Here is a 26,339-nt window from a genome sequence, read left to right as displayed (position 1 = left end):
CAAGCAGGCCAGAGAATAGCGGCCGTCAGGATCGCAAGCGCAGTTGCCCTTGTGTAAGCTAGGCGGGTCTTTTTACGTGGTTGAATGAAAACATATGTGGCTATTTCTCTGGCGTGCGTCCCTGCTCTATGTCTTTCCCCTGCTGATGTGGGCCTACTGCCGCATCAAGGATATCGAGTTCGCCGAGCTCGATACTGGCGTCAACACCCACAAGTGGGTGGTGCTGGCCGCCTATCTTATCTACGTGGTGATCTGGATTCTGGTTAACCGTTATCTCGAACTGTTCCTGCGTCAGCGGAGCCGTAAATGATCGACCCCGGGCTCTGGGGGATCTTGCTGCCCGCCGCTGTGCTGGCCCTCGGGCTTGGCTGGCTGATCGGGCGGCGGGCCGCCACGGCGCAGGCTCAGGAGCTGATGCTGGCGCAGGAGCGCCATCAAGCGTTGCAGGATCGCTTCGACGAGTTGCAGGATGAGCGGATGCAGGGCCAGCAGAAGCTGGATCAGCAGCAGACCCTGCTGATCAAGCTCACCGCCCGCCTCAAGGATGCGGAAGCGACCCTGCGCAGCGAACGGCTGGCCGCCGCCGAGAAGCTACAACTGCAACAGGAGGCAGAGCAGCGCCTCAGTCAGCAGTTCGAGAACCTCGCCAACCGGATTTTCGAGCAAAACTCCGGCAACTTCCGCGAATTGAACCAGAACAGCCTCGATCTGTTGCTCACACCGCTCAAGGAGCAGCTGGAGGGCTTCCGCCGTCAGGTGGGGGAGACCCACGCGCAGGAGACGGCCCAGCGCCACAGCCTCAAGTTCGAGCTGGAGCGCCTCGCCGAGCTCAACGCCCGCATGACCGAAGAGGCGGCCGCCCTGACCCGCGCCCTCAAGGGTGACAGCAAGCAGCAGGGCAACTGGGGTGAAGTGGTGCTGGCTCGGATCCTCAGCGAATGTGGCCTGCGCGAGGGGCACGAGTACCACACCCAGGTCAATATCGAGGTGGAGAAGGGCAAGCGCTACCAGCCCGACGTGATCGTCCATCTGCCACAAGAGAAAGACATCATCATCGACGCCAAGGTGTCGCTGACCGCCTACGAGCGCTGGTACAACGCCGATGACGAGCTGGAGAAGGCGGTGGCGCTGAAGGAGCACGTCGCCTCGGTGCGCAACCATATCCGCGAGCTGGGTCGCAAGGATTACCAGCAGTTGCCCGGGGTGCGCACCCTCGATTATGTGCTGATGTTCGTGGCGGTAGAGCCTGCCTTCCTCACCGCCATGGAGGCCGATCCCTCGCTGGTGCGTTACGGTCTCGACAACAACATTCTGCTGGTGAGCCCCACCAACCTGATGGTGGCGCTGCGCACCATCGAGAACCTGTGGCGTTACGAGCGGCAGAACCAGAATGCCCGCCAGATTGCCGAGCGGGCCGGTCGTCTCTACGAGAAGTTGCGGCTGTTTGTGGAGGAGATGCAGCAGATGGGCGGCAGCCTGCACAAGGCGCAGGAGAGTTACGACAAGGCGATGGGGCGACTGGTCAACGGTCGTGGCAACCTGATTGCGCAGGTCGAGCGTTTCCGCGAGCTGGGGGTGGAGGTGACCAAGAGTCTGCCCGAACCGCTGGTGGAGCGCGCGCTGGAGCGCGACAAGGAGCGGGAGTAGTTTCCCCTGCTCTGCCATCAGCAAAAGGCCCAAACACGGTTTGGGCCTTTTGCTATCTGTCAGTTGGCCCAGTGCTTACCCATCATCAGAAATCCGCAAAGCAAACGGCCCACCGTAGTGGGCCGCTGTTTTTTTGCAGTGCCGGTGTTAATCAGCGGCTGGCAGCGCGGGCGCTCAGCTCGGCTTTCTCGCTATCGCTCAGGAAGGCCAGGATCAGGCCGTTCTGCTGGGCGGTGCGGATTTCGCTGGCGGTCATGCCAGCGGCCGGAGCGGCCACTTCATATTCGTGGGGCAGGTCGATCCCTTCCACCGCCGGATCGTCGGTGTTGAGGCAGGCCAGCACGCCGGCGGCCAGGAACTGGCGGATCGGGTGTTCGGTCAGGCTCGCTACCGTGGTGGTCTGAACGTTGGAGGTGAGGCAGGATTCGATGCCGATGCGGTGTTCGGCCAGATAGGCCATCAGAGCCGGATCCTGAATCGCTTTGACGCCGTGGCCGATACGCTCGGCGCCCAGTTCGCGAATGGCCTGCCACATGCTCTCGGGGCCGGCGGCTTCACCGGCGTGCACCGTGACGCGCAGGCCTGCATCGCGCACCTTGCGGAAGTGGTCGGTAAAGAGGGTACCCGGGAAGCCCAGCTCGTCACCGGCCAGATCGATGGCGACCAGCTTGTCGCGGTGGGCCAGACAGGCGGCCAGCTCCTGATTGCACTGCTCGGTGCCGAAGGTGCGGCTCATGATGCCGATCAGATTGGTCTTGATGCCGAAGTCGCGGCTGCCAGCGGCCACGCCGTCGATGATGGCTTCCACTACGCCCTGCGGGTGCAGCTTGTGGGCCATCGCCATGTAGGCCGGGCTGAAACGCAGCTCGGCATAGTCGATACCGGCGCGCAGCAGATCTTCCACGTTTTCATAAGCAACTCGGCGGCAGGCGTCATAGTCGGCCAGCACGGCCACCCCCCAATCCAGCTTCTTCAGGAAGGCGACCAGACTCGGTTCGTTCTCGACGATCTGCACGTGGGGGCGCAGCGCTTCCAGCTCGAAGGCGGGCAGCTGGATATTGTGTTGGCGACCCAGCTCGAGGATGGTTTGCGGGCGGATGTTGCCGTCCAGATGGCGGTGCAGGTCGGTCAGGGGGAGAGATCTGTCAATCATGGTTGGCGCCCTCGTCGAGTCAGGTTTGAAAGCCTGCCATTCTAGGCGGGGCTTTCAAAAAAGATACCCCGTTTATGGTTAAACGGGGTTCTGGCGGGCGGTGATTTGTCAGGGCGTGATGGGAATCGTTTTTCCCCGGGACTCAGGAGAGATCGAGTTCCTTCAGCTTTCGGGTCAGGGTGTTGCGGCCCCAGCCAAGCAGGCGCGCCGCTTCCTGTTTGTGGCCGTGGGTGTGCTCCAGCGCCGTCTCCAGCATGATCCGCTCGAACTGGGGCATGGCATCGGCCAGGATATCGATCTCGCCCAGCGCCAACTTGCTGGCCACCCACTCCTGCAACTGCTGCTGCCAGCAGCCGGGCATCGCCGGTTGACCGGGTTCGGCACTGTTGGTGATGGGGGTGAGCAGCTCGGCAGGTAGATCGCCGACCAGCACCTCCTGCCCCGAGGCCATCACGGTGAGCCAGCGGCAGACGTTCTCCAGCTGGCGCACGTTGCCCGGCCAGGGCAGGCGGCTGATATAGGTCTGGGTATCGGGGTGCAGGCTTTTGGCCTCGACGTTCAGCTCCTTGGCGGCGCGCAGCAGGAAGTGGCGGGCCAGCTGGGGGATATCCTCACGGCGCTCCTTGAGGGCGGGGATGTGGATGCGGATGACGTTGAGGCGGTGGAACAGATCCTCGCGAAACTCGCCATCGGCCACTCTTTTCTCCAGATTCTGGTGGGTCGCGGCGATGATCCGCACATCCACCTGCACCGGCTGGTGGCCGCCGACCCGGTAGAACTGGCCGTCGGCCAGCACCCGCAGCAGCCGGGTCTGCACATCCAGCGGCATGTCGCCGATCTCGTCGAGAAACAGGGTGCCGCCGTCGGCCTGTTCGAAGCGGCCGTGGCGGATGTTGTTGGCGCCGGTGAAGGCCCCCTTCTCGTGACCGAACAGCTCGGATTCGATGAGATCTTTCGGGATGGCCGCCATGTTGAGGGCGATGAAGTTCTTGTGGGCGCGCGGGCTGTGCTTGTGCAGCGCATGGGCGACCAGCTCCTTGCCGGTACCGCTCTGACCGTTGATCAGCACCGAGATGCTGGAGCGCGACAGGCGGCCGATGGCGCGGAACACCTCCTGCATTGCCGGTGCCTCACCGATGATTTCGGGAGTGGCGGTGGCCTCTTGCTGGCGAGACTTGCGCTTGGTGCGCTGCTCCTTGAGGTGGTTCTCGGCGCGGCGCACCAGGGTCACCGCCTCATCGATGTCGAACGGCTTGGGCAGGTACTCGAAGGCGCCGCGCTGGTAGGCGTTGACCGCGCTGTCGAGATCCGAGTGGGCGGTCATGATGATGATGGGCAGATCGGCCTGACGGCGGTGGATCTGTTCCAGCAGGCTCAGACCGTCGATGCCGGGCATCCGGATATCGGAGAGGATCACATCGGGCGAGCGCAGCTCAAGGGCGTGCAGCAGCGCTTCGCCATCGGCAAAGCTCTCGCAGTTGAAGCCTTCGCTGCCGAGAGTGCGCTCCAGCACCCAGCGGATAGAACTGTCGTCATCGACGATCCACACTTTGGCGGTCATGGGGTTCCCTTACTTGCGAAGCGGTAGAAAAATGGTGAATTCGGTGTGACCTGGCCAGCTGATGCAGTCAATCCGTCCCTTGTGCTGGTCGATCAGGTTCTGGGCGATGGAGAGGCCGAGCCCGGTTCCCCCCTCCTTGCCGGTGATCATCGGGTAGAACAGAGTGTCGCGAATTGCATCGGGAATGCCGGGGCCGTTGTCGATGATCTTGATCTCCGCTGCCAGCCGGTAACGCTGGCCGTGGATGGTGATCTGGAACGCGGTGCGGGTCTTGATGCGGATAAGCCCGGTCTGGTCGCCCAGTGCTTCGGCGGCATTGCGCACTATGTTGAGAAACGCCTGCTGCAGCTGATCCGGCTCCATCTCGAATTCGGGGATGCTGGGATCGTAATCCCGTTCGATGCGAACAGAGGGAGGGAGTTCGAGCTCCACCAGTCGGCGTACCTGCTCCAGCACCGAATGGACATTGTGCATCTGGTGACGGCCGGGGCGCTGGGGGCCGAGCAGCCGATCGACCAGTACCCGCAGCCGATCGGCCTGTTCGATGATGATGCCGGTATATTCGCGCAGGGCCGGGTCCGGCAGCTCTTTTTGCAGCAGCTGGGCCGCGCCGCGCAGGCCGCCGAGGGGATTCTTGATTTCGTGGGCCAGCCCGCGCACCAGCTCCTTGGCCGCCAGCTGCTGGGCATGTTGCTGCTGCTCCTGACTGATTTTCTTCTGCTGGTCGATCTTGCGCAGCTCCACCACCAGCAGACGCTGTTCGTGGTCGGCCATCGGGGTGGCGCTCAGCTCCACCAGTCGCGGTTCTCCCTCTACCACCAGAGTCACTTCGCTGTCGGTAAAGCCTTGCCCTGACACGAGGCACTGCTTGAGCCGCTGCAAATCGAGGGAGATATGTTCCAGCAGATGGGGAAGTTCAATGCCGATCAGCCGTCGTTCACTGAGGGAGAGCAGCTGTTCAGCCGCCGGGTTGACGAACTGGATGCAGAGCCGCTCATCCATCAGGATCACGGCGGTCAGCAAATTATCCAAGAGTGTTTTGGCGTTGTCCGAGCGGGTTGGCACAGGTTTCTCCCTAAAACGGTGCTACACACCTGTTATGCACCGATATGGTGCATAGAGTTTACCCGCATCGGTGCGCTATATCACCCCTAGTCGGCTTTGGGGGTGGGTTTGGGAGCCGGCGTCACGCTCGCTCTATGCAGGTAAAAGGTGACTGCACTGGATTTAGCAAGGATCGTACCGTCTTTGGCGAGCAGCTCGAGCTGAGCCTCGTGGGCGCCGCGATCGACGTTCTCGACGCGGATCGACAGGCTGTTGTTGACGATGGGGGCAGCCTTGCCATCCAGGATCAGGCGCACATCATACTGGGTCGGTGGTTTCGGACTGATATTGCCCTGAAAGACGATGTTGCCGGTGTTGTCGCGCAGGGTGCTGCCCTGTTCCGGGGAGAGCAGTTCGATGGCCAGCTTGGCTGCTTCTTTTTCCTTCTTGGCATCGGCGCCGGTCAGGCTGTTGAAGTTGTCCACCTGCACCGATTTGGGCGTGCTGCTGCCCAGCAGCGGGGCAACCCGCAGATCGACCTCTTTGGCACTCTTGTTTGGCGGTGGTGCATCCGTGTAGTGGGTGATGCCATTGCCATCGACCCAGGAGTAGACCTTGGCCGCATCCACCCCGAACGAGGTCAGTAACAGCAGGGCGAGCACCCCTAAAACATGCTTGTTGTTCATCCATCTCTCCTTGACGGTCATTTTCTTAATCCTATCAGAGAAAAAACCCGCCAGATGGCGGGTTTTGTCACGATTAAGCAAGCTGGCCGGATTTAAATGGGCAGCCTGTTCTGGCTTAGACGGAGTAGTACAGTTCGAACTCCAGCGGGTGCGGGGTCATGCGCACACGGTCAACATCCTGCTGTTTCAGTTCCAGGTAGGAGTTGATGAAGTCATCGCTGAACACGCCACCACGGGTCAGGAACTCGCGATCGCTATCCAGAGCAGCCAGCGCTTCGTCCAGAGAACCGGCAACGGTCGGCACTTCTGCGGCTTCTTCCGGCGGCAGGTCATACAAGTTCTTATCCATGGCATCGCCCGGATGGATCTTGTTGATGATACCGTCCAGACCGGCCATCAGCTGAGCTGCAAAGGCCAGGTACGGGTTGGCAGCCGGATCCGGGAAGCGCACTTCGATACGACGGGCTTTCGGGCTCGGTACTACCGGGATACGGATGGAAGCAGAGCGGTTGCGGGCAGAGTAGGCCAGCATGACCGGTGCTTCATAACCCGGAACCAGACGCTTGTAGGAGTTGGTGGTCGGGTTGGCGAAGGCGTTGATGGCCTTGGCGTGCTTGATGATACCGCCGATGTAGTGCAGAGCCATCTCGGACAGGCCGCCGTACAGGTCGCCAGCGAACAGGTTGACGCCGTTCTTGGCCAGAGACTGGTGGCAGTGCATGCCGGAGCCGTTGTCACCGAACATGGGTTTCGGCATGAAGGTGACGGTCTTGTTGTAGGCGTGGGCCACGTTGTGGATCACGTACTTCAGTACCTGCACTTCGTCAGCTTTCAGCGTAAGCGTGTTAAAGCGGGTGGCGATCTCGTTCTGACCGGCAGTGGCTACTTCGTGGTGGTGAGCTTCAACGACCTGGCCCATCTCTTCCAGCACCAGACACATGGCGGCGCGGATATCCTGGGAGGAGTCGACCGGTGCAACCGGGAAGTAACCGCCTTTCACGAACGGACGGTGACCCTTGTTGCCATGCTCATAGGCCGTACCGGAGTTCCATGCGGCTTCTTCAGATTCGATTTTCACGAAGCTGTGGCCCATGGTGTTGGAGAAAGTGATGTTGTCGAACATGAAGAATTCCGGCTCCGGCCCGAACAGCACGGTGTCAGCGATGCCGCTGGACTTCAGGAAATCTTCTGCACGCTTGGCAATGGAGCGCGGATCGCGGTCGTAGCCCTGCATGGTGGCCGGTTCCAGCACGTCACAAACGATGTTCAGCGTGGTCTCTTCGGTGAACGGGTCCAGCTTGGCGGAGGCTGCGTCCGGCATCAGTACCATGTCGGATTCGTTGATGCCTTTCCAGCCGCCGATGGAGGAGCCATCGAACATCTTGCCGTCTTCGAAGAAATCTTCATCAACCTGGTGAGCAGGGATGGATACATGCTGCTCTTTACCCTTGGTGTCGGTAAAGCGCAGATCAACAAACTTGACTTCGTGTTCCTGGATCAGGGCCAATACGTTCTGGGCTGACATGCTAAGTAACCTCCGGTGTTAAAACTCTCTGGGTGAATGCGTCGTCACATTCACATAAGCCAGTATCGTGCCAAGTTTGTGATAGCTTGATTTCAGGGCAATCCCGCTGATGAGGCTCCCCAAAATCAGGCGTTCTCGACTCGTGTTGCATCAATTTAGTGCAGTGGTGGATCGTTTTGGTGCGCTGTAATGGTGCGCAAAATACGGCCACCGCCCATCTAAGCAGGGTTTGTCAGGGAGGTCTATGATCCAGATCCGTTGTTGTGCGCGAATGAACTGCAATTCTGCTAGGCAGATCACAAAGGCGAGAGTACAATTAGCGCCCAATTTTACCCGGTGATTTGAGGCGAGAATGTTAGAGAATTTACGCAATATTGCGATTATTGCGCACGTTGACCACGGCAAAACGACTCTGGTTGATAAGCTGCTGCAGCAATCCGGTACTCTGGATCGCACCAGCGAAGGTCAGGAACGGATCATGGACTCCAATGATCTGGAACGGGAACGTGGCATCACCATTCTCGCCAAGAACACTGCGATCCGCTGGAACGACTACCGCATCAACATCGTTGATACCCCGGGTCACGCCGACTTCGGTGGTGAAGTTGAGCGCGTACTGTCCATGGTTGACTCCGTGCTGCTGCTGGTTGACGCCGTAGATGGCCCGATGCCGCAAACCCGTTTCGTGACCCAGAAAGCGTTCGCTCAGGGTCTGAAGCCGATCGTGGTCATCAACAAGATTGACCGTCCGGGTGCTCGTCCTGACTGGGTAATGGATCAGGTATTCGACCTGTTCGACAACCTGGGCGCGACTGACGAACAGCTGGATTTCAAAGTTGTTTACGCCTCTGCACTGAACGGTTGGGCCACCATGGATCAGGACGTCGAGTCCGAGAACATGGAGCCGCTGTTCCAGGCTATCGTTGACAACGTAGAAGCCCCGGCGGCGGATGCCGACGGTGGTTTCCAGATGCAGATTTCCCAGCTGGATTACAACTCCTACGTCGGCGTTATCGGTATCGGCCGTATCACCCGTGGTCGCGTCAAGACCAACCAGCAAGTCACCATCGTTGGTGCTGACGGCAAAACCCGTAACGGTAAAGTCGGCCAGGTGCTGGGTTACCTGGGCCTGTCCCGTACTGAAGTTACCGACGCGCAAGCGGGTGACATCATCGCCATCACCGGTCTGGGCGAGCTGAAAATCTCCGACACCATCTGTGACAACGGTGCTGTTGAAGCCCTGCCGCCGCTCTCCGTTGACGAGCCGACCGTGAACATGACCTTCCAGGTCAACACCTCACCGTTCGCCGGTAAAGAAGGCAAGTTCGTGACCTCCCGTAACATTCTGGAGCGTCTGAACCAGGAGCTGGTCCACAACGTGGCCCTGCGCGTGGAAGAGACTGATGATCCGGACAAATTCCGCGTATCCGGTCGTGGTGAGCTGCACCTCTCCATCCTGATCGAAAACATGCGTCGCGAAGGTTACGAACTGGCTGTGTCTCGTCCGGAAGTAATCCTGCGTACCGTTGACGGCGTTCTGCAAGAACCGTTCGAAACGGTAACTGTGGACGTTGAAGAAGCGCACCAGGGTTCCGTGATGGAGCAACTGGGTCTGCGTAAAGGCGAAATGACCAACATGACGCCGGATGGCAAGGGTCGTGTCCGTCTTGACTTCATGATCCCGAGCCGTGGTCTGATCGGCTTCCAGACCGAGTTCATGACCATGACCTCCGGTACCGGTCTGCTGTACCACACCTTCGACCATTACGGTCCGCACAAGGGTGGCAGCATCGGCGAGCGTCAGAACGGCGTGCTGATCTCCAACGCAACCGGTAAGGCTCTGACTTACGCCCTGTTCGGTCTGCAAGACCGCGGTCGTCTGTTCATCGGTCACGCGACCGAAGTGTACGAAGGCCAGGTGATCGGTATTCACTCCCGTTCCAACGACCTGACTGTTAACTGCCTGAAGGGCAAACAGCTGACCAACATGCGTGCCTCCGGTACCGACGAAGCCCAAGTGCTGACTCCGCCGATCCGCATGACTCTGGAACAGGCTCTCGAGTTCATCGACAACGACGAACTGGTAGAAGTGACTCCGAAGAACATCCGTATCCGCAAGAAATTGCTGACCGAGATGGACCGCAAGCGCTCCGGCCGTGGTTAATGCCATGAGCTGAGTCTCGGCAGCCCTCGCGGCTGCTGACGGTTCACTGATAAACGGACCCAAACCTCTGGTTTGGGTCCGTTTTTTTATGCGTGTGATCCGCTCTGGTCATCCTGGTGAGGTCGTTCAGGTCATCAGCAATGGATGATGAGCGGGCTGATAAGCGGTGAGCTAAGTCGTGGGGATGTTTGAGATAAAAAAGCCGCAGCGGGTGAACGCTGCGGCTTTTTGCTGACATGCCGTAAGGGGTTACTGGCGCCAGAAGGAGGGGAAGAAGAGCACGGCGACCGTCAGGATCTCCAGCCGTCCCAGCAGCATGCCAAACGACAACAGCCACTTGGCTGATTCCGGCAGGCTGGCAAAGTTGGTGCTGGGGCCAACCACAGGGCCCATGCCAGGGCCGACGTTGGCGACGGCGGTGATGGAGCTGGAGATGGAGGTGAGGGGGTCGAGTCCGATGGCGGCCAGCAGCGCGGCGATCACCAGAATGATAGCAAAGTAGGCCAGCACGAAGGAGATCATCGAGCGGATGATGGCGTCATTGACCGTCCGGCCGTTGTATTTCTGCGGGAATACGGCGGAGGGGTGCATCAGCTGGCGCATCTGCTTTCTGAACAGGGCAAACGCCACCTGCACCCGGAAGATCTTCAGACCACCCGCAGTGGAGCCTGAGCAGGCACCGAGTGCCAGCAGCACGATGAAGACGATGCTGGCGAGCGGGCCCCAGGTGCCGAAGTCACCGAGACCGAAGCCGGTGGTGGTGAGTACCGAGACGATGTTGAAGCAGCTGATGCGCAGGGCATCCATAAAGCTGAACAGATCCCGCTGCCACAGATAGAGGGTCATGATGGCGGTGACCCACACCACCAGCCAGAAGAAGCCGCGCACCTGGGCATCCTTGAACAGGCTGTAGTCCCTGTGGTTGAGGCTCTGCACATAGAGCAGGAAGGGCAGGCCGCCGAGGAACATGAACAGGGTGCCAATCCAGTGTGCCGAGTTGGAGAAGTGGGACATGGATTGATCGGAGGTGGAGTAGCCGCCGGTACTGAGGGTGGTCATGGCGTGGTTGATCGCCTCGAACATGTTCATGCCGCTGGCCCAGTAGGCCATGAAGCAGAGCATGGAGAGCACCAGATAGACCACAACGATGTTGTTGGCCACCGTCTTGGCCCGCGGCGCGCTTTTGTCTGACCAGTCCGAGCTCTCGGTCTGGAACAGCTTCATACCGCCGACGTTGAGGTAGGGCAGTACGGCAACCGCCATCACGATAAAGCCGACCCCGCCCAGCCACTGCAGGATGGATCGCCACAACAGGATGCTGTGAGCCATGTTGTCGAGGCCGGAGAGCACGGTGGAGCCCGTGGTGGTCACTCCCGACATGGTCTCGAAGTAGGCGTCGGTAAAGTTGATGTGGGTGATGAAGACAAAGGGCAGCGCGCCGAAGGCACAGGCCACCACCCAGACCGAGGTGGTGAGCAGGAACATCTCCCGCACCCCCAGATGAAACTCCGCCTTGCGGCCGTAGTGGAGGCAGAGCAGGGCGGCGCCGTGGGTGATCAGCACGGACTTGAGAAACTCGACAAATCCCTCTGACCCGGTGAGCAGTGCCAGCAAGGTGGGCAGCCACATGAAGAGCGCCAGCTTGGAGAGCACCAGCCCCAGGGTGAAGATAATGGGACGCAGCTTGATCATGTTCGATAACCTGGTCGTTGATTAACAAAAGACCCGGACCATCCCCTTGGAGGAGCTGAGCCGGGTCTGGTTTGACAGCCTGTGCGCATGAAGACGTTACAGGAAGAAGGGGCTTGGCTGGAACAGCCGCTCCACTTCCGGGATGTACTTCTTGTCCACCAGGAACATGACCACGTGGTCATCCTGCTGGATCTTGGTGCGATCGTGGGCGATAAGCACCTCATCCCCGCGTACCACGGCACCGATGGTGGTGCCCGGCGGCAGCTTGAGTTCGCCCACCGTCTTGCCGACCACCTTGGAGGTGTTCTCGTCGCCGTGGGCGATCGCCTCGATCGCCTCGGCCGCACCGCGGCGCAGGCTGTAGACGTTGGCGATATCGGCCCGGCGCACGTGGGTCAACAGGGCCGAGATGGTGGCCTGCTGCGGCGAGATGGCGATATCGATGGAGCCACCCTGCACCAGATCCACGTAGGCGCCGCGCTGGATCAGCACCATGGTCTTCTTGGCGCCCATCTTCTTGGCGAGCAGCGCCGACATGATGTTGGCCTCGTCCTCGTTGGTCACGGCGATGAAGACGTCGATCTGATCGATGTGCTCCTCGGCCAGCAGCTCCTGATCCGCCGCATCGCCGCAGAAGACGATGGTGTTCTCCAGCAGTTCGGAGAGCTGCTCCGCCCGCTTCTGGTTGCGCTCGATAAGCTTGACGCTGTAACGCTTCTCCAGCTGGCGGGCGAGGCCAGCGCCGATGTTGCCGCCCCCGACGATCATGATGCGGCGGTAGGGGCTCTCGAGGCGCTGCAGCTCAGACATCACGGCGCGGATATGGCCCGCGGCGGCAACGAAGAAGACCTCGTCATCCGCTTCGATGATGGTGGTGCCTTGCGGACGGATCGGGCGGCCCTGACGGAAGATGGCCGCTACCCGAGTTTCGATGTTGGGCATGTGCTCGCGCAGGGTGGAGAGGGCATTGCCCACCAGCGGGCCACCGTAGTAGGCCTTTACCGCCACCAGACCGACGCGACCACCTGCAAAATCAACTACCTGCAGGGCGCCCGGATACTCGATCAGGCGACGCACATAATCGGTCACCAGCTGTTCCGGCGCGATCAGGTGATCCACCGGCACCGATTCCGGCAGGAACAGACGATCCCGCTCGGTCAGATAGGCGGGCGAGCGGATCCGCGCCACCTTGTTCGGGGTGTTGAACAGGGAGTAGGCGACCTGACAGGCGATCATGTTGGTCTCGTCACTGTTGGTGACGGCAACCAGCATGTCAGCATCCTGGGCCCCCGCTTCGCGCAGCACTCTGGGGTGGGCGCCGTGACCGTTGACCACCCGCAGGTCAAACTTGTCCTGAAGCTCGCGCAGCCGTTCGCTGTCGGTATCGACGATGGTGATGTCGTTGTTCTCCCCGGCCAGGTTCTCAGCCAGGGTGCCGCCGACCTGGCCGGCTCCCAAAATGATGATTTTCATAGGGAACGTCTACTCACGTTGATGCAGTAAAGGGGCGTGCCGTCAGCATGGCGGCCACCCCGGAAGAAGCTGGCCAGACTCACAGCTTGAACAGTTTGGCGTAGTAGAAGCCATCCATCTCGGCTTCACCCGGCAGGAACTGGCGACCCGGGCAGTCCGGGGTGTCCTGTTCGTGCAACGGCACCAATTTGGCATCTTTGGTCGCCGCAAGGAAGGCGCGGATCTGTTCGCGGTTCTCTTCCGGCAATACGGAGCAGGTGGCGTAGAGCAGGGTGCCGCCGCTCTTCAGCTTGCCCCAGAGGGCATTGAGAATGCGGCGCTGCAGCTCGGCCAGCTCGCGAATGTCCTGATCACGGCGCAGCCACTTGATGTCGGGGTGGCGGCGGATCACGCCGGTGGCGGAGCAGGGGGCATCCAGCAGAATGCGATCGAACTGACCCTCCGGCCACCACTGTTCCGGTGCCGCGGCATCGCCGTGGATCACCTTGGCGGTCAGGCCGATGCGGTCCAGGTTCTCCTGCACCCGCTTGAGGCGGTTTTCGTCGGCATCGACGGCAACCACGCCAGCCAGCTTGGGTTGACGCTCCAGCAGATGGGCGGTCTTACCGCCAGGGGCTGCGCAGGCATCCAGCACCCACTCACCCGGTTGCGGGTCGAGCAGTGCCGCAGCCTGTTGTGCTGCACCATCCTGTACCGAGCAGTCACCGACCTCGAAGCCGGGCAGCTTGGTCACGTCGCAAGGGCGCTCCAGCAGGATGCAATCCTCGCCCTCTTCACCGGCCACGGCATTGATGCCGACGTCGGCCATGCGGGCCAGCATGGCATCGCGGCTCTGGCGCTGGCTATTGTTGCGGATCCACATGGGGGGGCGCTGGTTGTTCGCCTCCATGATGAATTCCCACTCATCGTGATAGGCCTGACGCAGCCGTTTGGTGAGCCACTCCGGATGACCGAGGCGAATGCTGGGGACTCGGTCGATGCGCAGCAGAATGACTTCGGCGCTGCGCTGGAAGTTGCGCAGTACGCCGTTGATGAGGCCACGCAGGGAGGTGCCCTTGAGCAGTTTGACGGCGTTGACGGTCTCCGCCACCGCGGCGTGAGCCGGAATGCGGGTGTAGATGAGCTGATAGAGACCGACCAGGATGAGGTAGTGGAAAATGCGGCTCTTGTTCTTGAGCGGCTTGTCCATCATCTCGTTGACTGCCGCATCGAGGCGGGGCAGCCAGCGCAGGGTGCCGTAGCAGAGTTCTTGCAGGAGAGCGCGATCGCGAGGCGCGACCTTCTCCTGGGCAGCAGGCAGAACAGCAGAGAGGGATTGACCCTGATCCAGCACCTGTTGAATAACGAGAGCGGCCTGTGCACGTGTTTTCATAGAGTTACCTTAGATGCGCAAGTCGGGGCCTGGGCCCCGCTTGTGTCAATTCAATCCAGTTCAATTCAATTGCGTGCCGGGTTCAAACCAGTCGCGGCGAGAGTTGAGCAGATCCGAAACGGACATGGCCTTCTTGCCGGGCGGTTGCAGGGTCAGCAGGCGCAGTACCCCTTTGCCGGTGGCGATGTCGATCCCCTGTTTGTCGGCCTTGAGCAGGGTGCCGGCGGGTTGGCCGTGGTCACTGTCCAGCACTGCTGCTTGCCACACCTTGATCGTTTGGCCGGCGACTTCAAACCAGCTGATTGGCCAGGGGTTGAACGAACGGATGCAGCGTTCGATGGCAACAGCCTCCATCGACCAGTCGATGCGGGCCTCTTCCTTGGAGAGCTTTTCGGCGTAGTTTGCCTGCGCATCATCTTGCGCCTCGGCAGCGGTTTCACCGGCGGCCATGGCATTGATGGTGTCGACCAGCGCCTGCGGGCCCAGCTCGGCCAGCTTGTCATAGAGGCTGGCGGAGGTGTCATCGGCGGCTATGGGGCAGCTCACCTTGCGGATCATGGCGCCGGTATCCAGCCCCACATCCATCTGCATGATGGTGACGCCGGTTTCGTTATCGCCCGCCCAGATGGCACGCTGGATCGGTGCCGCGCCGCGCCAGCGGGGCAGCAGGGAGCCATGGACGTTGATACAGCCCAGACGCGGGGTATCGAGCACCACCTTGGGCAGGATCAGGCCATAGGCCACGACGACCATCAGGTCGGCACCCAGAGCAGCCAGTTCGGCTTGCGCCTCTTCTTTGCGCAGGGATGCGGGCTGGTAAACCGGCAGATTGTGGGTCAGGGCCAGCTCTTTGACCGGGCTGGCAGTGAGCTTCTGACCACGACCGGCGGGCTTGTCCGGCTGGGTATAAACGGCAACGACCTCGTGGTCGGAAGACAACAACGCCGCCAGGTGACGGGCGGCGAAGTCGGGAGTACCGGCAAAAATCAGTTTCAGCTTATTCAATGGGGCAGATCCTCAGAGGACTTTGCGATCTTCACGGGCCATCTTTTCCAGCTTCTGGCGAATGCGCTGGCGCTTGAGCGGGGACAGGTAATCCACGAACAACTTGCCGACCAGATGATCCATCTCATGCTGGATGCAGATGGCGAGCAGATCGTCGGCTTCCAGCTCGAACGGCTTGCCGTTGCGATCCAGCGCGCGGATTTTGACCTGTTCGGCGCGCGGCACCAGAGCACGACTGCCGGGCACGGAGAGGCAACCCTCTTCGATGCCGGTGCTGCCGCACTGCTCGATGATCTCCGGATTGATCAATACCAGAGGATCTTCACGGTTTTCAGAGACATCGATCACTATGATGCGTTGATGAACGTCGACCTGAGTTGCGGCCAGGCCAATGCCTTCCTCCGCATACATAGTTTCGAACATATCATCTACAATCTGTTGTAACTCGGGTGTAAAGGTCTCGACAGGGGCTGCGACAGTGCGCAGGCGTTCATCGGGAAAACGCAATACATCTAGAATGGCCATAGTTTTTTCTTTAGTTTCGTATAAATGCAGTCAATATTGGCGTAATTCTAGTCATTTACGCCGACAAAAAACAGCAACACTTTGCGTGCAGAAGTAACAGGGAGTGTTATGTATCTGAAGCAAACCATCCTCGCCTGCCTGCTGGTGACCGTGAGCCACTCCGCTCTGGCCGACCAGCTGAGGCTAAAAGCGGGCTATCCCGAAAGCTATGTGGTGCAAAAAGGCGACACCCTGTGGGATATCTCCGGCAAGTATCTCTCCGAGCCCTGGCTGTGGCCCCGGCTCTGGAACATCAATCCGCAGATTGCCAATCCTCACTGGATCTACCCCGGTGATGTGCTGCACCTGAGCTGGGTCAATGGTGAACCCCGGCTCGGCAAGGCGATGCAGGGGGGCAAGCAAGTTATCCGTCTCGGTCCGAAAACCCGTTACGAGAACAAGGCCAACCCCATTCCGACCCTGCCCATCAGCGAGATCGGCCCCTTCTTGCAAACCGACCATATTCTGGCAGACAGCCAGCAGCAGAAAACCCTGCCTTATCTGCTGGGCTCGGACCAGAAACATATCGGCATGCTGGAGGGGGACACCCTCTATGTTCAGGGCTCCCTGACGCCTGGCCAGATGTATGGCATCTATCACCCGGGGGTGGTCTACAAAGATCGTGAAACCGGTGAACAACTTGGCCAGGAGGCCATCTTTGCCGGTGTGGTACGGGCTGTGGCGCGTCTTGATGGTGACCGGACCGAAGTGACGCTGACTCATAATCAGCGGGAGGTGCTGCAGGGCGACAAGGTGATGCCGCTGCCCGCTCAGGAGAACATGCCCGCCGTCTTCACGCCGAAGGCTGCACCCGCTATCACGCCGGGTTATATCATCGACTTGCCGAACAAGACCCGGGGCGGTGGCAAGTTTGATGTGGTGCTGATCAATCGGGGTGGTCGTGATCAACTGGTCGCCGGGGATGTGCTGGATGTCAGGCGGCCCGGTGCTGCCTTGGTGACCAAAAATGGCGATGTGCAGTACAAGGAACTCTCATCGGTCTACAACAAGGTGTTTTACAGCAGCAACAAGAAGACACCACTGCCTTCCGAAGCGATTGCCCGCGTCATGTTGTTCAAGGTGTATGACAAGGTGAGTTACGGCCTCATCATGCAGAGTAACGACATGGTGAGTTCGGGTTATCAGGTCACTCACTTCTGACGTGAGCTACCCCGACGAGCGTCTGGCGCTCTGGTTAACCCTTGATGCGGTTACCGGTATCGGTCCGGTGACCGCAACCCGCCTGCTGGAGCTGGTTGGGGGAAGCATTGATGCCCTGTTCCAGTGCGATGAAGCGCAACTGCATGGCATGGGGCTATCGTCAGAGCAGATCAAGCAACTGCGTTGGCCCTCGCCGATTGTTGAGCAGAGCCTGGCTTGGGCCGCTTTGCCTGGCAACGTCCTTATTCCGCAAGATCACCCGGTTTACCCCTCTTTGCTGCGGGAGATCCCCGCAGCCCCCTTGTTGCTCTACTGTCGCGGCGATCTCGCCGCCTTGTCCTTGCCTCAGCTGGCGATGGTGGGGACGCGCCATCCCACCTACGCAGGCAAGGATAATGCGTCCCGCCTCTGTAGCGAGTTGGTTGGGTGCGGGTTGGCCATTACCTCGGGCCTTGCGCTAGGTATCGATGGTATTTGCCATCAGCAGGCACTGGCTGCTGGCGGTATCACCCTCGCAGTGCTGGGCTCGGGTCTTGATAGCCTCTATCCCAAACGTCATCAGGGGCTGGCTGGCCAGATTCTGGAGAATGGTGGTTTGCTTATCTCCGAGCTGGCGCCTGACAAAGGGCCGTTAGCTGAACATTTTCCGCGTCGCAACCGTATTATCAGTGGTCTGTCGCTGGGAACCCTGGTGGTGGAGGCGACCGAGCAGAGCGGTTCGCTGATCACCGCCCGCTATGCGCTGGAGCAGGGGCGCGACGTGTTTGCGGTTCCTGGCGCTCCACAAAATGCCCAGGCGATAGGGTGCAACAGATTAATTCAGCAGGGAGCCAAACTTGTGCTGAGTGCGGCCGATATAGTGGAAGAGCTGCCAGAGTGGGTCGCACGGCCACATCCGTCGGTTACATCATCTGAGCAACCGCATAATAGCGAATTGCCTTATGCCGATTTGTTGGATAACGTAGATTATGAGACCACGAGCGTGGATACCGTCGCCGAGCGGGCCCAGCTTCCTGTCGAAGTGGTATTGGGCAGGTTGGTAGAGCTGGAGCTGGCCGGTGCAGTGATAGCGGTAGCCGGTGGATACGTCAGAGCGAGGAGGGCGAATCATGTTTGATGTATTGATGTACCTTTTCGAGACCTACATCCACAGCGATGCAGATGTGATGGTCGAGCAGGATGAGCTCACCGACGAGCTGAGCCGGGCCGGTTTCGATAAAGCCGAAATCGACAAGGCGCTCGACTGGCTGGAGCGACTGGCCAATCTGCACGATAGCGAGCGGGAGGTCTATGTCACCGCCAGCGCGCAAGGCTCGATGCGTATCTATGCCCCGCAAGAGCTGGCACGCCTCAGCACCGAGTGCCGCGGCTTCCTGCTCTTTCTGGAACAGGCCCAGGTGCTGAATGCCGAAACCCGCGAGATCTGTATCGAGCGCCTGCTCGAGCTGGACAAGCCGGATATCGAGCTGGATGACCTGAAGTGGGTCGTCATGATGGTGCTGTTTAACGTACCGGGCAGTGAAAATGCCTACCAGCAGATGGAAGAGCTGGTGTTTGATGAGTCAGACGGCGTCATCCACTGACAGTCCGGTGCCGCGCTGGTAGAATTCAGACCATCTGGATTTCAAGGCGCGGCCCATGTCAAAAATCGATCATCACCTCTTTTCAGCCCACGAACATGCCTTCGAGCGCGAGCTGTGCCCGCAGTGCGGGGCCGAGCTGGTGATCCGCCAGGGCAAACATGGTCCCTTTCTCGGCTGCTCTGCTTACCCTGCCTGTGATTACATTCGTTCCTTGACGCCATCTGGCCGCGACATCGAAAAGGTGCTCGAAGGCTCTGCCTGTCCCGATTGCGGACAGCCGCTGGCGATCAAGAAGGGGCGTTACGGTCTGTTTGTCGGCTGTACCCACTATCCGGCATGTCAGCATATCGAATCCCTGCAGGAGAGCGACGATACCCAGATCCTCTGCCCCGAGTGCGGCAAGGGCCATCTGGTGGGCCGCACCTCCCGCTACGGCAAGCAGTTTTACTCCTGTGATGGCTATCCCCATTGTAAATATGTGGTGAACGACAAGCCGATCCCCATGCCTTGTCCCGCGTGTGGCTGGGGCATCATGATCGAGAAAAAAGTGAGGGGAACGCTGCGCTGGGTCTGTCCGCAAAAGAAATGCGGCCACCAAAGTGAGCAGGTATAATCCCGCCGCCGCAACCGGATTGAAACGTTTTCGGCGAACTTCAACCCCCCACTTGGAGTAAGGAAATTCCCACCATGAATAAACCCTTTGTTGCCGTATTGATGGGCTCTGATTCTGATTTCCCCGTGATGCAGACCACCCTTGAGGTGCTCAAGTCATTTGATATCGCAGTGGAAGTCAAAGTCACCTCCGCGCACCGCACGCCGGCTGCGACCCATCAGTATGTGACCGATGCCGAGGCCCGTGGCTGCAAGGTCTTTATCTGTGCAGCCGGTCTGGCGGCGCATCTGGCGGGTGCCGTAGCCGGCATCACGACTCGTCCTGTGATCGGGGTGCCCATCGATGGTGGCCCGCTCAAGGGGCTGGATGCACTGCTCTCCACCGTGCAGATGCCGGGTGGTGTACCGGTGGCGACCGTGGCGATCGGCAAGGCCGGTGCCAAGAACGCAGGTTATCTGGCGGCCCAGATGCTGGCAGTAGCCGATGATGAACTGGCGGCCAAGGTTCGGGCCGAACGCCAGAAGAATGCTGAAGAGGTGATGGCCAAGGATGCTGCCCTGCAGGCTCAACTCAAGTAAGTGAACGGGTGGCGATCCGGATGTGTCGTATTTTCTGTCTACAGCAACACGTCACGTTGCCATGGTCGCCGCCATACTGATTCAACTTGCTACTAAGTGACGAGGCGGCAGCCAGGCTGCCGCATTTTTCCTATGCCAAATGAATTTGAACAGGCGGTTGCAGCCCTCCAACAGGAAGGGGTGATTGCTTATGCGACCGAGGCCGTGTTTGGTCTGGGTTGTGATCCCGACTCCGAAGTTGCGGTGCAGCGACTGCTGGCCATCAAACAGCGTCCGGTAGAGAAGGGGCTGATCCTGATTGCCGCCGACGTGGCGCAATTGCAGGATTACATCGATCTGAGTCAGCTTAGCGATGAGCAGTTGGCTCGGGTTGAAGCCAGCTGGCCCGGCCCCTTTACCTGGATCATGCCTGCCCGTGAGACGACGCCGGCCTGGCTGACCGGGCAGTTCGAGACCCTGGCGGTACGCGTGACGGCTCATCCTCAGGTGCAGGCGTTGTGCCGCGCCTTTGGCAAGCCGCTGGTCTCGACCAGTGCCAACCTGACCGGTGAGGAGCCAGCCCGTCGGGTGGCCGATATCGGTGAGCTGCTGGCCAGCAAGTTGGCCTATATCCTGCCCGGTGAGGTGGGGGGGCAAGCCAACCCATCCGAGATCAAGGACGCCCGTACCGGCGCCATTATTCGCCCCTCCTGAGTGGGCGGATGCATCATGATTTGCCATCAATCCGCTGGGCGGTGAGCTCACCGGATTGATTCAACTATAAAAATGGACAGGGCGTTTACGATCCTGCCTGACTGGAGACAAGATGAGCAAACCGGATGTGGCCCAGGTCAAGGCCTTCCTGTTGCAGTTGCAGGATGAGATCTGCCGTGGTCTGGAGCAGGCCGACGGTGCCGGACACTTTGTGGAAGATGCCTGGAGCCGTGAAGGCGGTGGTGGTGGTCGCACCCGCGTGCTGCGCCACGGTGCGGTGATCGAGCAGGGGGGCGTCAACTTCTCCCATGTCTATGGCGATGCCATGCCTGCCTCTGCTACAGCCCATCGGCCCGAGTTGGCCGGTCGCAAGTTCGAGGCGATGGGCGTGTCGTTGGTGATCCATCCGCACAACCCCTATGTGCCGACCAGTCACGCCAATGTCCGTTTCTTCATCGCCGAGAAGGAAGGTGAAGAGCCGATCTGGTGGTTTGGTGGTGGCTTCGATTTGACGCCCTTCTACCCGTTTGCCGAGGATGTGCAGCACTGGCATCAGGTCTCCCATGATCTCTGCCTGCCCTTTGGTGATGAGATCTACCCCGAGTTCAAATCCTGGTGCGATCGCTACTTCTTCCTCAAGCATCGCAATGAGACAAGGGGGGTGGGCGGTCTCTTCTTCGACGATCTGAATCGCTGGCCTTTTGCTGACTGCTTTGCCTTTATGCAGGCGGTCGGTCGGGGTTATCTCGATGCCTACCTGCCGATCATCGAACGACGCAAGGCACTGCCCTATGGAGAGCGGGAGCGGGAGTTCCAGCTCTATCGTCGCGGTCGTTATGTGGAGTTCAATCTGGTGTATGACCGAGGCACCCTGTTCGGGCTGCAGACCGGTGGACGTACCGAGTCGATCCTGATGTCGATGCCACCGCTGGCACGTTGGGAGTATGACTGGCTGCCGGAGGCGGGCACTCCTGAAGCCTTGCTCTACACCGATTACCTCACGCCGCGAGAGTGGTTGTGACTCGAGGGGCCATGATGGCCCCTTTTTACTGGCCGATATTCGGCTTGTTCCCGAGTGCGAAAACCCGTTAAATCGGAATATTGCCCTCTGATGGAACTCTTTGATGGATCGTTATCTGGTTTTTGGCCACCCGGTGCGCCACAGCAAGTCCCCCTTCATTCATACCCTGTTTGCCAGACAAACCCAGCAAGAGCTGGAGTATGGGCTGGCTGAACCCGCCGTCGACGAGTTTGCCCAAACCCTGCGGGCCTTTTTTGCCCAAGGGGGCAAGGGGTGCAATGTCACCGTTCCCTTCAAGGAGCAGGCATTCACTCTGGTCGATCGGTTGAGCCCGAGGGCCAAGCGGGCGGGCGCGGTCAATACCATCAAGCTGACCGATGATGGCGTGTTGCTGGGGGATAACACCGATGGCGCCGGATTGGTTGCCGATCTCAAGTCCCATGGTGTGACACTGGCGGATAGCCGGATCTTGCTGCTGGGGGCTGGCGGTGCGGCTCGCGGTGCATTGGCGCCGCTGCTAGCAGAGCTGCCGAGCGATCTGGTGATTGCCAACCGTACGCACACAAAAGCGCAGCAGCTGGCTACCGAATTCCACGATCTGGGGCCCGTGACCGCCCAGACCTATGAGCAGTTGGCAGGGCCGTTCGATCTCATCATCAACTCTACGTCTGCTAGTTTGCAAGGGGAGCTGCCGCCGTTGGCACCCGCCCTTATCCACGCTGATATTGCCATCTACGACATGATGTATGGCTCATCGGATACGGCGTTTATTAGTTGGGCCAAACAGCAGGGAGCCCGCCAAACCATGGATGGACTCGGCATGCTGGTGGAACAGGCCGCCGAAGCGTTTACCGTGTGGCGCGGAATTCGTCCCGGGACTAAACAGGTATTGAGAGAATTGAAGCGTAACTTGGGGGTGATATGAACCAGAGTATTCTGTTTCCCGATCTGATGGAGTGGCAGGCTGGCGAACAGCGGGTTCGCTTTCCCGCCCAGCAGATGGGGGCACTGATAGATTGTTACATCAGCCAGCGGCGACTGGAGAAAATAACCGGTCTGGTGCTGACGAGGGAGGATGACATCGTCAGAGCCTTCGAAAGCGTGCGTTTTGATATTGAAGATCTGGCTGAAAAACTCATTGAAGAACAAGAGTTTGCTGAGGATGGCGCTATCTATCTCTGATTTTTCAAAGTTTTTTTGTTTTGTAGCGGAACTACTTTGAAATGGCGCTGACTAACTAGATAGTTGAGGAAGTGCTAGCTAGTCACCTTTATAACTCCCCGGTATTCGTACTGGGGATTTTTTTATCTGCATGAAAATAAAAGATTTTTTCTTAAGCAATAAGCCGTGAAACTAAATTACATAAATTACTTTCACTTTCTGCTGCTTTGCTGTACAGTTGTCTGCGTAGGGTACAGAGGTAAGATGTTCTATCTTTCAGACCTTTTATTTCACGTAATTGAATGTGGCTGAATAGCTGCCCCGATGAGGTTCTCGTCGGGGTGTTTTTTTATGCGCGGCATTTAGAGTAAATGCTTTAAATTGGCGATGTATTTGATAGAATGAGGCTGCTTCTTGAGGAATACCTGTCGTCTGGTACTCAAGATTCAGCTTCTTCCCAATTTTTTGAACTTATTATTTCAGGCTGGATGGCATCACTGTCGTCCGGCCTCATTTTTATCCCTCTCGGTTAGATCTTGTAATTAAATTTCATTTTGGTCTCTTTTTGTAATTTTGGTTCGTTTTGAAAGAACAGATTTGAAAACGCTATCAACGCATCCTTAAGTTAATTCCCACTATGAATTAACGATCTATCTATATGAACTGTAAGCAATAATGGATATAACTGGGGGGCCGAATGCGGGGTATTAGTCGTGAGGCAGGTGAAAGCGGCAATCTGAAACCCTTTCAATCAGCGGAGGAGTGCTCCGCCAATTGCAAGGAAAGCGAGGAGTGGATTACTCCTCGACAGGTTGCTGTTCGTCAGCGTCCAGCAGGTCGGTATCGTCACCACTGACATACCATTCGGTCAGGGTTTGCGCCAGCTTCTCCACACCGATATGGGTGAGGGAGGAGAAGGCTTCAACCTGGATCTGGGAACCAAGGTTGGCAACGGCCTGGCGCACCTTGATCACCTGGTTGTTGCGCGGACCCGGGCTCAGTTTGTCGGCCTTGGTCAGCAGCAGCATGACGGGCAACTGACGGTGTGAGCTCCACTCCAGCATGTTCATGTCGGTATCTTTGAGCGGGTGGCGGATGTCCATCAGGATCACCAGACCTTTCAATGACTCACGGCGCTGCAGATACTCTGCCAGTGACTTTTGCCACTTGAGCTTCATTTCCAGCGGAACTTGCGCATAACCATAACCCGGCAAGTCGACCAGACGCTTGCCCGGTTCCAGCTCAAACAGGTTGATCAGCTGGGTACGACCGGGTGTCTTACTGGTACGCGCCAGGTTCTTGTGTTTGGTTAAGGTGTTCAATGCAGATGACTTACCGGCGTTGGAACGGCCGGCAAACGCGATCTCGACACCCCCATCATTTGGCAGGTGACGGATGTCGGGTGCGCTGGTCACAAAATGCACCTTATTGAAATTCAGAGTTTGTGTATCCAACGTAAATTCCCCATGGAGATAGAGGGTTATAGAGTTACTTTTTTGTAAAATGGTGTAAAATAGCGTCGCTTAAACGCGTTTATTTTAACATGCCTTCAGCGGCATGGGATCTGGAAGCCTAATAACGAAAAGTTGGAACGCCATGAAGAACCTAGTCATTACTCTTGCTCTGATGGTTGGCGTAACGGGGATGGCACAAGCCAAGGGCGATGCCGCTGCGGGACAGACCAAGGCTGCCGTTTGTGCGGCTTGTCATGGACCGGACGGAAACAGCCTGGTTGATATGTACCCCAAAATTGCTGGTCAGCACGCATCATATATCAAAAAGCAGTTAGTTGAACTGAAGGCTGCCGCTTCTGGTCAAATTGGCCGGGTTGCGCCAGTGATGGGGCCGATGGCGTTACCTTTGTCGGAACAGGACATGGATGACCTGGCGGCTTACTTCTCCGGCCTGAAGGTTACCCCGATCGCTGTCCCTGACGACGTGGTCGAAGCGGGCAAGGCACTCTATATGGGTGGTGACATGAGTCGCGGTCTGGCAGCCTGTACGGCTTGCCATGGTCCCCGTGGCTCGGGTGTCGAACAGGCGAAGTATCCAAGCCTGTCCGGCCAGCATCCTGCCTATATCAAGGCTCAGCTCACCGCATTCCGTGCCGGGACACGTGACAACGATCCGAATGGCATGATGCGGGACGTTGCCAAGAAACTGACTGATCAGGATATCGAAGCCCTCTCCAAATATGTGGCGGGTCTGCACTGATATAGTCAGATACGGTCGATTCGAGTTGAAACGGGGAGCCTTTGCTCCCCGTTGTTTTTATGGTTTTCAGATAATTCTCGGTTTAATCCCCCCGTTCTGTAAGAGATCTCCCATTCTCAAGGCAGGCCAAGGCTCATAAAATTGCATAAAATATTAAATATCCATTATTTATCAATTAATTATGTGCATATTGATATTTTTCGAGATGTTGAGAATCTTTTGGGTGGATTGAGCCGTTTTATAGAGTTGATACAGTAGGCTCAATGGATTCACCCACGGATTGGGTGGCGGTTTCACAGCAGGATGTTGTGAGCAGAGGATGGCTGGCGTGGCGGGATGCCATGGGCTCGCATGAGCTGGCAAGGGATTTGAAGGATCAGGATGGTGACCATCTCCGGAGCGGGATGGGGTTGCGGGATGCAAGACTCCCCGGCACGATGGCAGGATGCGGTCGCGACGGGTCAAACAGGCACACGCACATTCAGGAACGACCAATACAAGGTCAGGATGACCACACAACGATATGCTGCGGCGACAAGTTGTCACGGAGAGGACGAAACAGACTGTTTTGCCATTCAGGATGGCGCCCGCATGAACATATCAAGGCAGCTTCGGCTGCCTTTTTTCTTTTGGGTCATTAACCCGATTAGCCATTCTGTGTCAAAATACCAGCAACATGCCCAGAGGATACCGATCCTGCGGTGTTCAGTGGCCTGATTGGGCCGGATTGGTGCCGGATCCTGCTCTTGTTCCAGCCTTACTGTTCCTCGCATCGTATCCCACCGGGTGAGATCATCCCGGGTACGGGTCAAACCAGTTATTTTTCGGAGTTAGCCATTCATGTCTGCCAAACAACCCACTCGCAAGCCTACTGGCAAGCGCAAAGAATCTGATGTCAGTGCTCAGGAAGGTCGTGAGCGTAAACGGGCTGCCAAGCGCAAGGGCCTGAAGGCTGGTTCTCGTCAGCAAGTTGAACAATCGAACAACAAGTCTGGCAACAGTCAGTCCAAAGATCCGCGTATCGGTTCCCGCAAGCCGGTGGTACTGGTGGTGGATGACAAACAGAAGAAGCCGGCAGCACCCAAGGCAGTGAAAGAGAAGCAGCTGGTGATGACGCCCGAGCAGGAGCTGGCCTCCATCGAAAACGATGATCGCTTGAATGATCTGCTGGATCGTCTTGATGCAGGTGAAACCCTGGAAGCTGCTGAGCAGGCTTGGGTTGATCAGCGCGTCGACCGTTATCAGGAGCTGATGGATGAGCTGGGCATCATCGATAACGACGATGATGAAGATGACGAGCTGCCGTTTGATGATGGCGATGACGCCGAGTTCGACGAGCAAAAACCGGCCTCCGAAGAGGAGTTGTGGGATCGTTTCAACCAGGTCGATTTCAAGCCGGAACCCAAGCCTGAGCCGAAGAAAAAGTGAT

General features: G+C 58.5%; 25 protein-coding genes. 14 read left to right on the top strand and 11 right to left on the bottom strand.

The genetic code is table 11. The features are described from left to right. Window positions 1-94 precede the first annotated feature (94 nt). Window positions 95-310 (top strand): hypothetical protein, encoded by a 216-nt coding sequence (locus tag PG888_RS08150; protein WP_021231493.1) that lies wholly within the window; start codon window positions 95-97, stop codon window positions 308-310. Further along, window positions 307-1,647: a DNA recombination protein RmuC gene (rmuC, locus tag PG888_RS08145; protein ID WP_182938669.1), complete on the top strand. Its 1,341-nt coding sequence runs from the start codon at window positions 307-309 to the stop codon at window positions 1,645-1,647. The genes PG888_RS08150 and rmuC overlap by 4 nt, the downstream gene beginning before the upstream one ends. 151 nt (window positions 1,648-1,798) lie before the next feature. Here the strand turns inward: rmuC and add are convergent, their stop codons facing one another. The 5 genes from add to glnA form a co-directional block, all read right to left on the bottom strand. Next, a complete protein-coding gene (add, locus tag PG888_RS08140; protein WP_182938670.1) occupies window positions 1,799-2,800 on the bottom strand; it encodes an adenosine deaminase in 1,002 nt (333 codons plus the stop codon). Between the two features lie 142 nt (window positions 2,801-2,942). After that, on the bottom strand, window positions 2,943-4,361 hold the full coding sequence (gene glnG / locus PG888_RS08135; protein WP_182938671.1) for a nitrogen regulation protein NR(I): 1,419 nt from the start codon (window positions 4,359-4,361) through the stop codon (window positions 2,943-2,945). A 9-nt stretch (window positions 4,362-4,370) separates the two neighbouring features. Further along, the gene (gene glnL / locus PG888_RS08130; RefSeq protein WP_005356202.1) at window positions 4,371-5,426 is read right to left on the bottom strand and encodes a nitrogen regulation protein NR(II); all 1,056 of its coding nucleotides are present in this window, start codon (window positions 5,424-5,426) and stop codon (window positions 4,371-4,373) included. Between the two features lie 86 nt (window positions 5,427-5,512). Continuing rightward, entirely contained in the window at window positions 5,513-6,091 is a 579-nt protein-coding gene (locus PG888_RS08125) for a DUF4124 domain-containing protein (protein WP_182938672.1), read from the bottom strand. Window positions 6,092-6,206: 115 nt separating this feature from the next. Further along, window positions 6,207-7,616: a glutamate--ammonia ligase gene (glnA, locus tag PG888_RS08120; RefSeq protein WP_042062421.1), complete on the bottom strand. Its 1,410-nt coding sequence runs from the start codon at window positions 7,614-7,616 to the stop codon at window positions 6,207-6,209. 352 nt (window positions 7,617-7,968) lie between these two features. Here glnA and typA point away from each other — a divergent pair, with 352 nt between their 5' ends. Beyond that, complete coding sequence (gene typA, locus PG888_RS08115) at window positions 7,969-9,780, top strand: translational GTPase TypA (RefSeq protein ID WP_042062420.1); 1,812 nt, start codon at window positions 7,969-7,971, stop codon at window positions 9,778-9,780. A gap of 249 nt (window positions 9,781-10,029) precedes the next feature. Here the strand turns inward: typA and PG888_RS08110 are convergent, their stop codons facing one another. From PG888_RS08110 to def, 5 genes are all read right to left on the bottom strand, one after another. After that, window positions 10,030-11,472 (bottom strand): TrkH family potassium uptake protein, encoded by a 1,443-nt coding sequence (locus PG888_RS08110; RefSeq protein WP_042657333.1) that lies wholly within the window; start codon window positions 11,470-11,472, stop codon window positions 10,030-10,032. Window positions 11,473-11,568: 96 nt separating this feature from the next. After that, window positions 11,569-12,945, bottom strand: a complete 1,377-nt coding sequence (gene trkA / locus PG888_RS08105) for a Trk system potassium transporter TrkA (protein ID WP_042062417.1) — start codon at window positions 12,943-12,945, stop codon at window positions 11,569-11,571. A gap of 79 nt (window positions 12,946-13,024) precedes the next feature. Next, a complete protein-coding gene (gene rsmB / locus PG888_RS08100; protein WP_111807273.1) occupies window positions 13,025-14,317 on the bottom strand; it encodes a 16S rRNA (cytosine(967)-C(5))-methyltransferase RsmB in 1,293 nt (430 codons plus the stop codon). A 60-nt stretch (window positions 14,318-14,377) separates the two neighbouring features. Continuing rightward, complete coding sequence (fmt, locus tag PG888_RS08095; protein ID WP_182938673.1) at window positions 14,378-15,322, bottom strand: methionyl-tRNA formyltransferase; 945 nt, start codon at window positions 15,320-15,322, stop codon at window positions 14,378-14,380. A gap of 12 nt (window positions 15,323-15,334) precedes the next feature. After that, window positions 15,335-15,847, bottom strand: a complete 513-nt coding sequence (def, locus tag PG888_RS08090; RefSeq protein WP_042062412.1) for a peptide deformylase — start codon at window positions 15,845-15,847, stop codon at window positions 15,335-15,337. Between the two features lie 108 nt (window positions 15,848-15,955). Between def and PG888_RS08085 the strand changes: the two genes are divergently transcribed. The 9 genes from PG888_RS08085 to PG888_RS08045 all read left to right on the top strand — a co-directional run bounded on the left by PG888_RS08085 (window position 15,956) and on the right by PG888_RS08045 (window position 22,717). Next, window positions 15,956-17,047, top strand: coding sequence for a LysM peptidoglycan-binding domain-containing protein (locus PG888_RS08085; RefSeq protein WP_182938674.1), 1,092 nt, complete (start codon window positions 15,956-15,958; stop codon window positions 17,045-17,047). Window position 17,048: 1 nt separating this feature from the next. Beyond that, complete coding sequence (dprA, locus tag PG888_RS08080; RefSeq protein ID WP_182938675.1) at window positions 17,049-18,164, top strand: DNA-processing protein DprA; 1,116 nt, start codon at window positions 17,049-17,051, stop codon at window positions 18,162-18,164. Further along, window positions 18,157-18,630 (top strand): DUF494 family protein, encoded by a 474-nt coding sequence (locus tag PG888_RS08075; RefSeq protein WP_042062407.1) that lies wholly within the window; start codon window positions 18,157-18,159, stop codon window positions 18,628-18,630. The genes dprA and PG888_RS08075 overlap by 8 nt, the downstream gene beginning before the upstream one ends. Window positions 18,631-18,685: 55 nt before the next feature. Further along, window positions 18,686-19,243, top strand: a complete 558-nt coding sequence (locus PG888_RS08070; protein WP_058052030.1) for a DNA topoisomerase family protein — start codon at window positions 18,686-18,688, stop codon at window positions 19,241-19,243. A gap of 74 nt (window positions 19,244-19,317) precedes the next feature. Next, on the top strand, window positions 19,318-19,821 hold the full coding sequence (gene purE / locus PG888_RS08065) for a 5-(carboxyamino)imidazole ribonucleotide mutase (RefSeq protein ID WP_005339704.1): 504 nt from the start codon (window positions 19,318-19,320) through the stop codon (window positions 19,819-19,821). 132 nt (window positions 19,822-19,953) lie between these two features. Continuing rightward, window positions 19,954-20,514: a Sua5/YciO/YrdC/YwlC family protein gene (locus PG888_RS08060; protein ID WP_182938676.1), complete on the top strand. Its 561-nt coding sequence runs from the start codon at window positions 19,954-19,956 to the stop codon at window positions 20,512-20,514. A gap of 112 nt (window positions 20,515-20,626) precedes the next feature. Then, window positions 20,627-21,535, top strand: a complete 909-nt coding sequence (hemF, locus tag PG888_RS08055; RefSeq protein WP_182938677.1) for an oxygen-dependent coproporphyrinogen oxidase — start codon at window positions 20,627-20,629, stop codon at window positions 21,533-21,535. A gap of 103 nt (window positions 21,536-21,638) precedes the next feature. Then, window positions 21,639-22,460 (top strand): shikimate dehydrogenase, encoded by an 822-nt coding sequence (gene aroE / locus PG888_RS08050; protein WP_182938678.1) that lies wholly within the window; start codon window positions 21,639-21,641, stop codon window positions 22,458-22,460. Then, window positions 22,457-22,717 (top strand): DUF1488 domain-containing protein, encoded by a 261-nt coding sequence (locus PG888_RS08045; protein WP_182938679.1) that lies wholly within the window; start codon window positions 22,457-22,459, stop codon window positions 22,715-22,717. The genes aroE and PG888_RS08045 overlap by 4 nt, the downstream gene beginning before the upstream one ends. A 776-nt stretch (window positions 22,718-23,493) precedes the next feature. On the opposite strand, the gene yihA is transcribed toward PG888_RS08045, so the two are convergent. After that, window positions 23,494-24,150 (bottom strand): ribosome biogenesis GTP-binding protein YihA/YsxC, encoded by a 657-nt coding sequence (yihA, locus tag PG888_RS08040; RefSeq protein ID WP_005341943.1) that lies wholly within the window; start codon window positions 24,148-24,150, stop codon window positions 23,494-23,496. 142 nt (window positions 24,151-24,292) lie between these two features. Between yihA and PG888_RS08035 the strand changes: the two genes are divergently transcribed. Both PG888_RS08035 and yihI read left to right on the top strand, forming a co-directional pair. Beyond that, a complete protein-coding gene (locus PG888_RS08035) occupies window positions 24,293-24,910 on the top strand; it encodes a c-type cytochrome (protein WP_005341942.1) in 618 nt (205 codons plus the stop codon). Between the two features lie 840 nt (window positions 24,911-25,750). Beyond that, on the top strand, window positions 25,751-26,338 hold the full coding sequence (yihI, locus tag PG888_RS08030; RefSeq protein ID WP_182938680.1) for a Der GTPase-activating protein YihI: 588 nt from the start codon (window positions 25,751-25,753) through the stop codon (window positions 26,336-26,338). Window position 26,339 lies beyond the last annotated feature (1 nt).

This window comes from Aeromonas sp. QDB23, from assembly GCF_027707745.1.
Taxonomy (GTDB): Bacteria; Pseudomonadota; Gammaproteobacteria; order Enterobacterales; family Aeromonadaceae; genus Aeromonas; species Aeromonas allosaccharophila.
This window is presented reverse-complemented; position numbering and strand designations above follow the sequence as displayed.

Coding starts and splice junctions, on each gene's coding strand:
- PG888_RS08150 (WP_021231493.1), top strand. CDS start 95: ATGTGGCTATTTCTCTGGCGTGCGTCCCTGCTCTATGTCTTTCCCCTG.
- rmuC (WP_182938669.1), top strand. CDS start 307: ATGATCGACCCCGGGCTCTGGGGGATCTTGCTGCCCGCCGCTGTGCTG.
- add (WP_182938670.1), bottom strand. CDS start 2,800: ATGATTGACAGATCTCTCCCCCTGACCGACCTGCACCGCCATCTGGAC.
- glnG (WP_182938671.1), bottom strand. CDS start 4,361: ATGACCGCCAAAGTGTGGATCGTCGATGACGACAGTTCTATCCGCTGG.
- PG888_RS08125 (WP_182938672.1), bottom strand. CDS start 6,091: ATGAACAACAAGCATGTTTTAGGGGTGCTCGCCCTGCTGTTACTGACC.
- glnA (WP_042062421.1), bottom strand. CDS start 7,616: ATGTCAGCCCAGAACGTATTGGCCCTGATCCAGGAACACGAAGTCAAG.
- typA (WP_042062420.1), top strand. CDS start 7,969: ATGTTAGAGAATTTACGCAATATTGCGATTATTGCGCACGTTGACCAC.
- PG888_RS08110 (WP_042657333.1), bottom strand. CDS start 11,472: ATGATCAAGCTGCGTCCCATTATCTTCACCCTGGGGCTGGTGCTCTCC.
- trkA (WP_042062417.1), bottom strand. CDS start 12,945: ATGAAAATCATCATTTTGGGAGCCGGCCAGGTCGGCGGCACCCTGGCT.
- rsmB (WP_111807273.1), bottom strand. CDS start 14,317: ATGAAAACACGTGCACAGGCCGCTCTCGTTATTCAACAGGTGCTGGAT.
- def (WP_042062412.1), bottom strand. CDS start 15,847: ATGGCCATTCTAGATGTATTGCGTTTTCCCGATGAACGCCTGCGCACT.
- PG888_RS08085 (WP_182938674.1), top strand. CDS start 15,956: ATGTATCTGAAGCAAACCATCCTCGCCTGCCTGCTGGTGACCGTGAGC.
- PG888_RS08075 (WP_042062407.1), top strand. CDS start 18,157: ATGTTTGATGTATTGATGTACCTTTTCGAGACCTACATCCACAGCGAT.
- PG888_RS08070 (WP_058052030.1), top strand. CDS start 18,686: ATGTCAAAAATCGATCATCACCTCTTTTCAGCCCACGAACATGCCTTC.
- purE (WP_005339704.1), top strand. CDS start 19,318: ATGAATAAACCCTTTGTTGCCGTATTGATGGGCTCTGATTCTGATTTC.
- PG888_RS08060 (WP_182938676.1), top strand. CDS start 19,954: ATGCCAAATGAATTTGAACAGGCGGTTGCAGCCCTCCAACAGGAAGGG.
- hemF (WP_182938677.1), top strand. CDS start 20,627: ATGAGCAAACCGGATGTGGCCCAGGTCAAGGCCTTCCTGTTGCAGTTG.
- aroE (WP_182938678.1), top strand. CDS start 21,639: ATGGATCGTTATCTGGTTTTTGGCCACCCGGTGCGCCACAGCAAGTCC.
- PG888_RS08045 (WP_182938679.1), top strand. CDS start 22,457: ATGAACCAGAGTATTCTGTTTCCCGATCTGATGGAGTGGCAGGCTGGC.
- PG888_RS08035 (WP_005341942.1), top strand. CDS start 24,293: ATGAAGAACCTAGTCATTACTCTTGCTCTGATGGTTGGCGTAACGGGG.
- yihI (WP_182938680.1), top strand. CDS start 25,751: ATGTCTGCCAAACAACCCACTCGCAAGCCTACTGGCAAGCGCAAAGAA.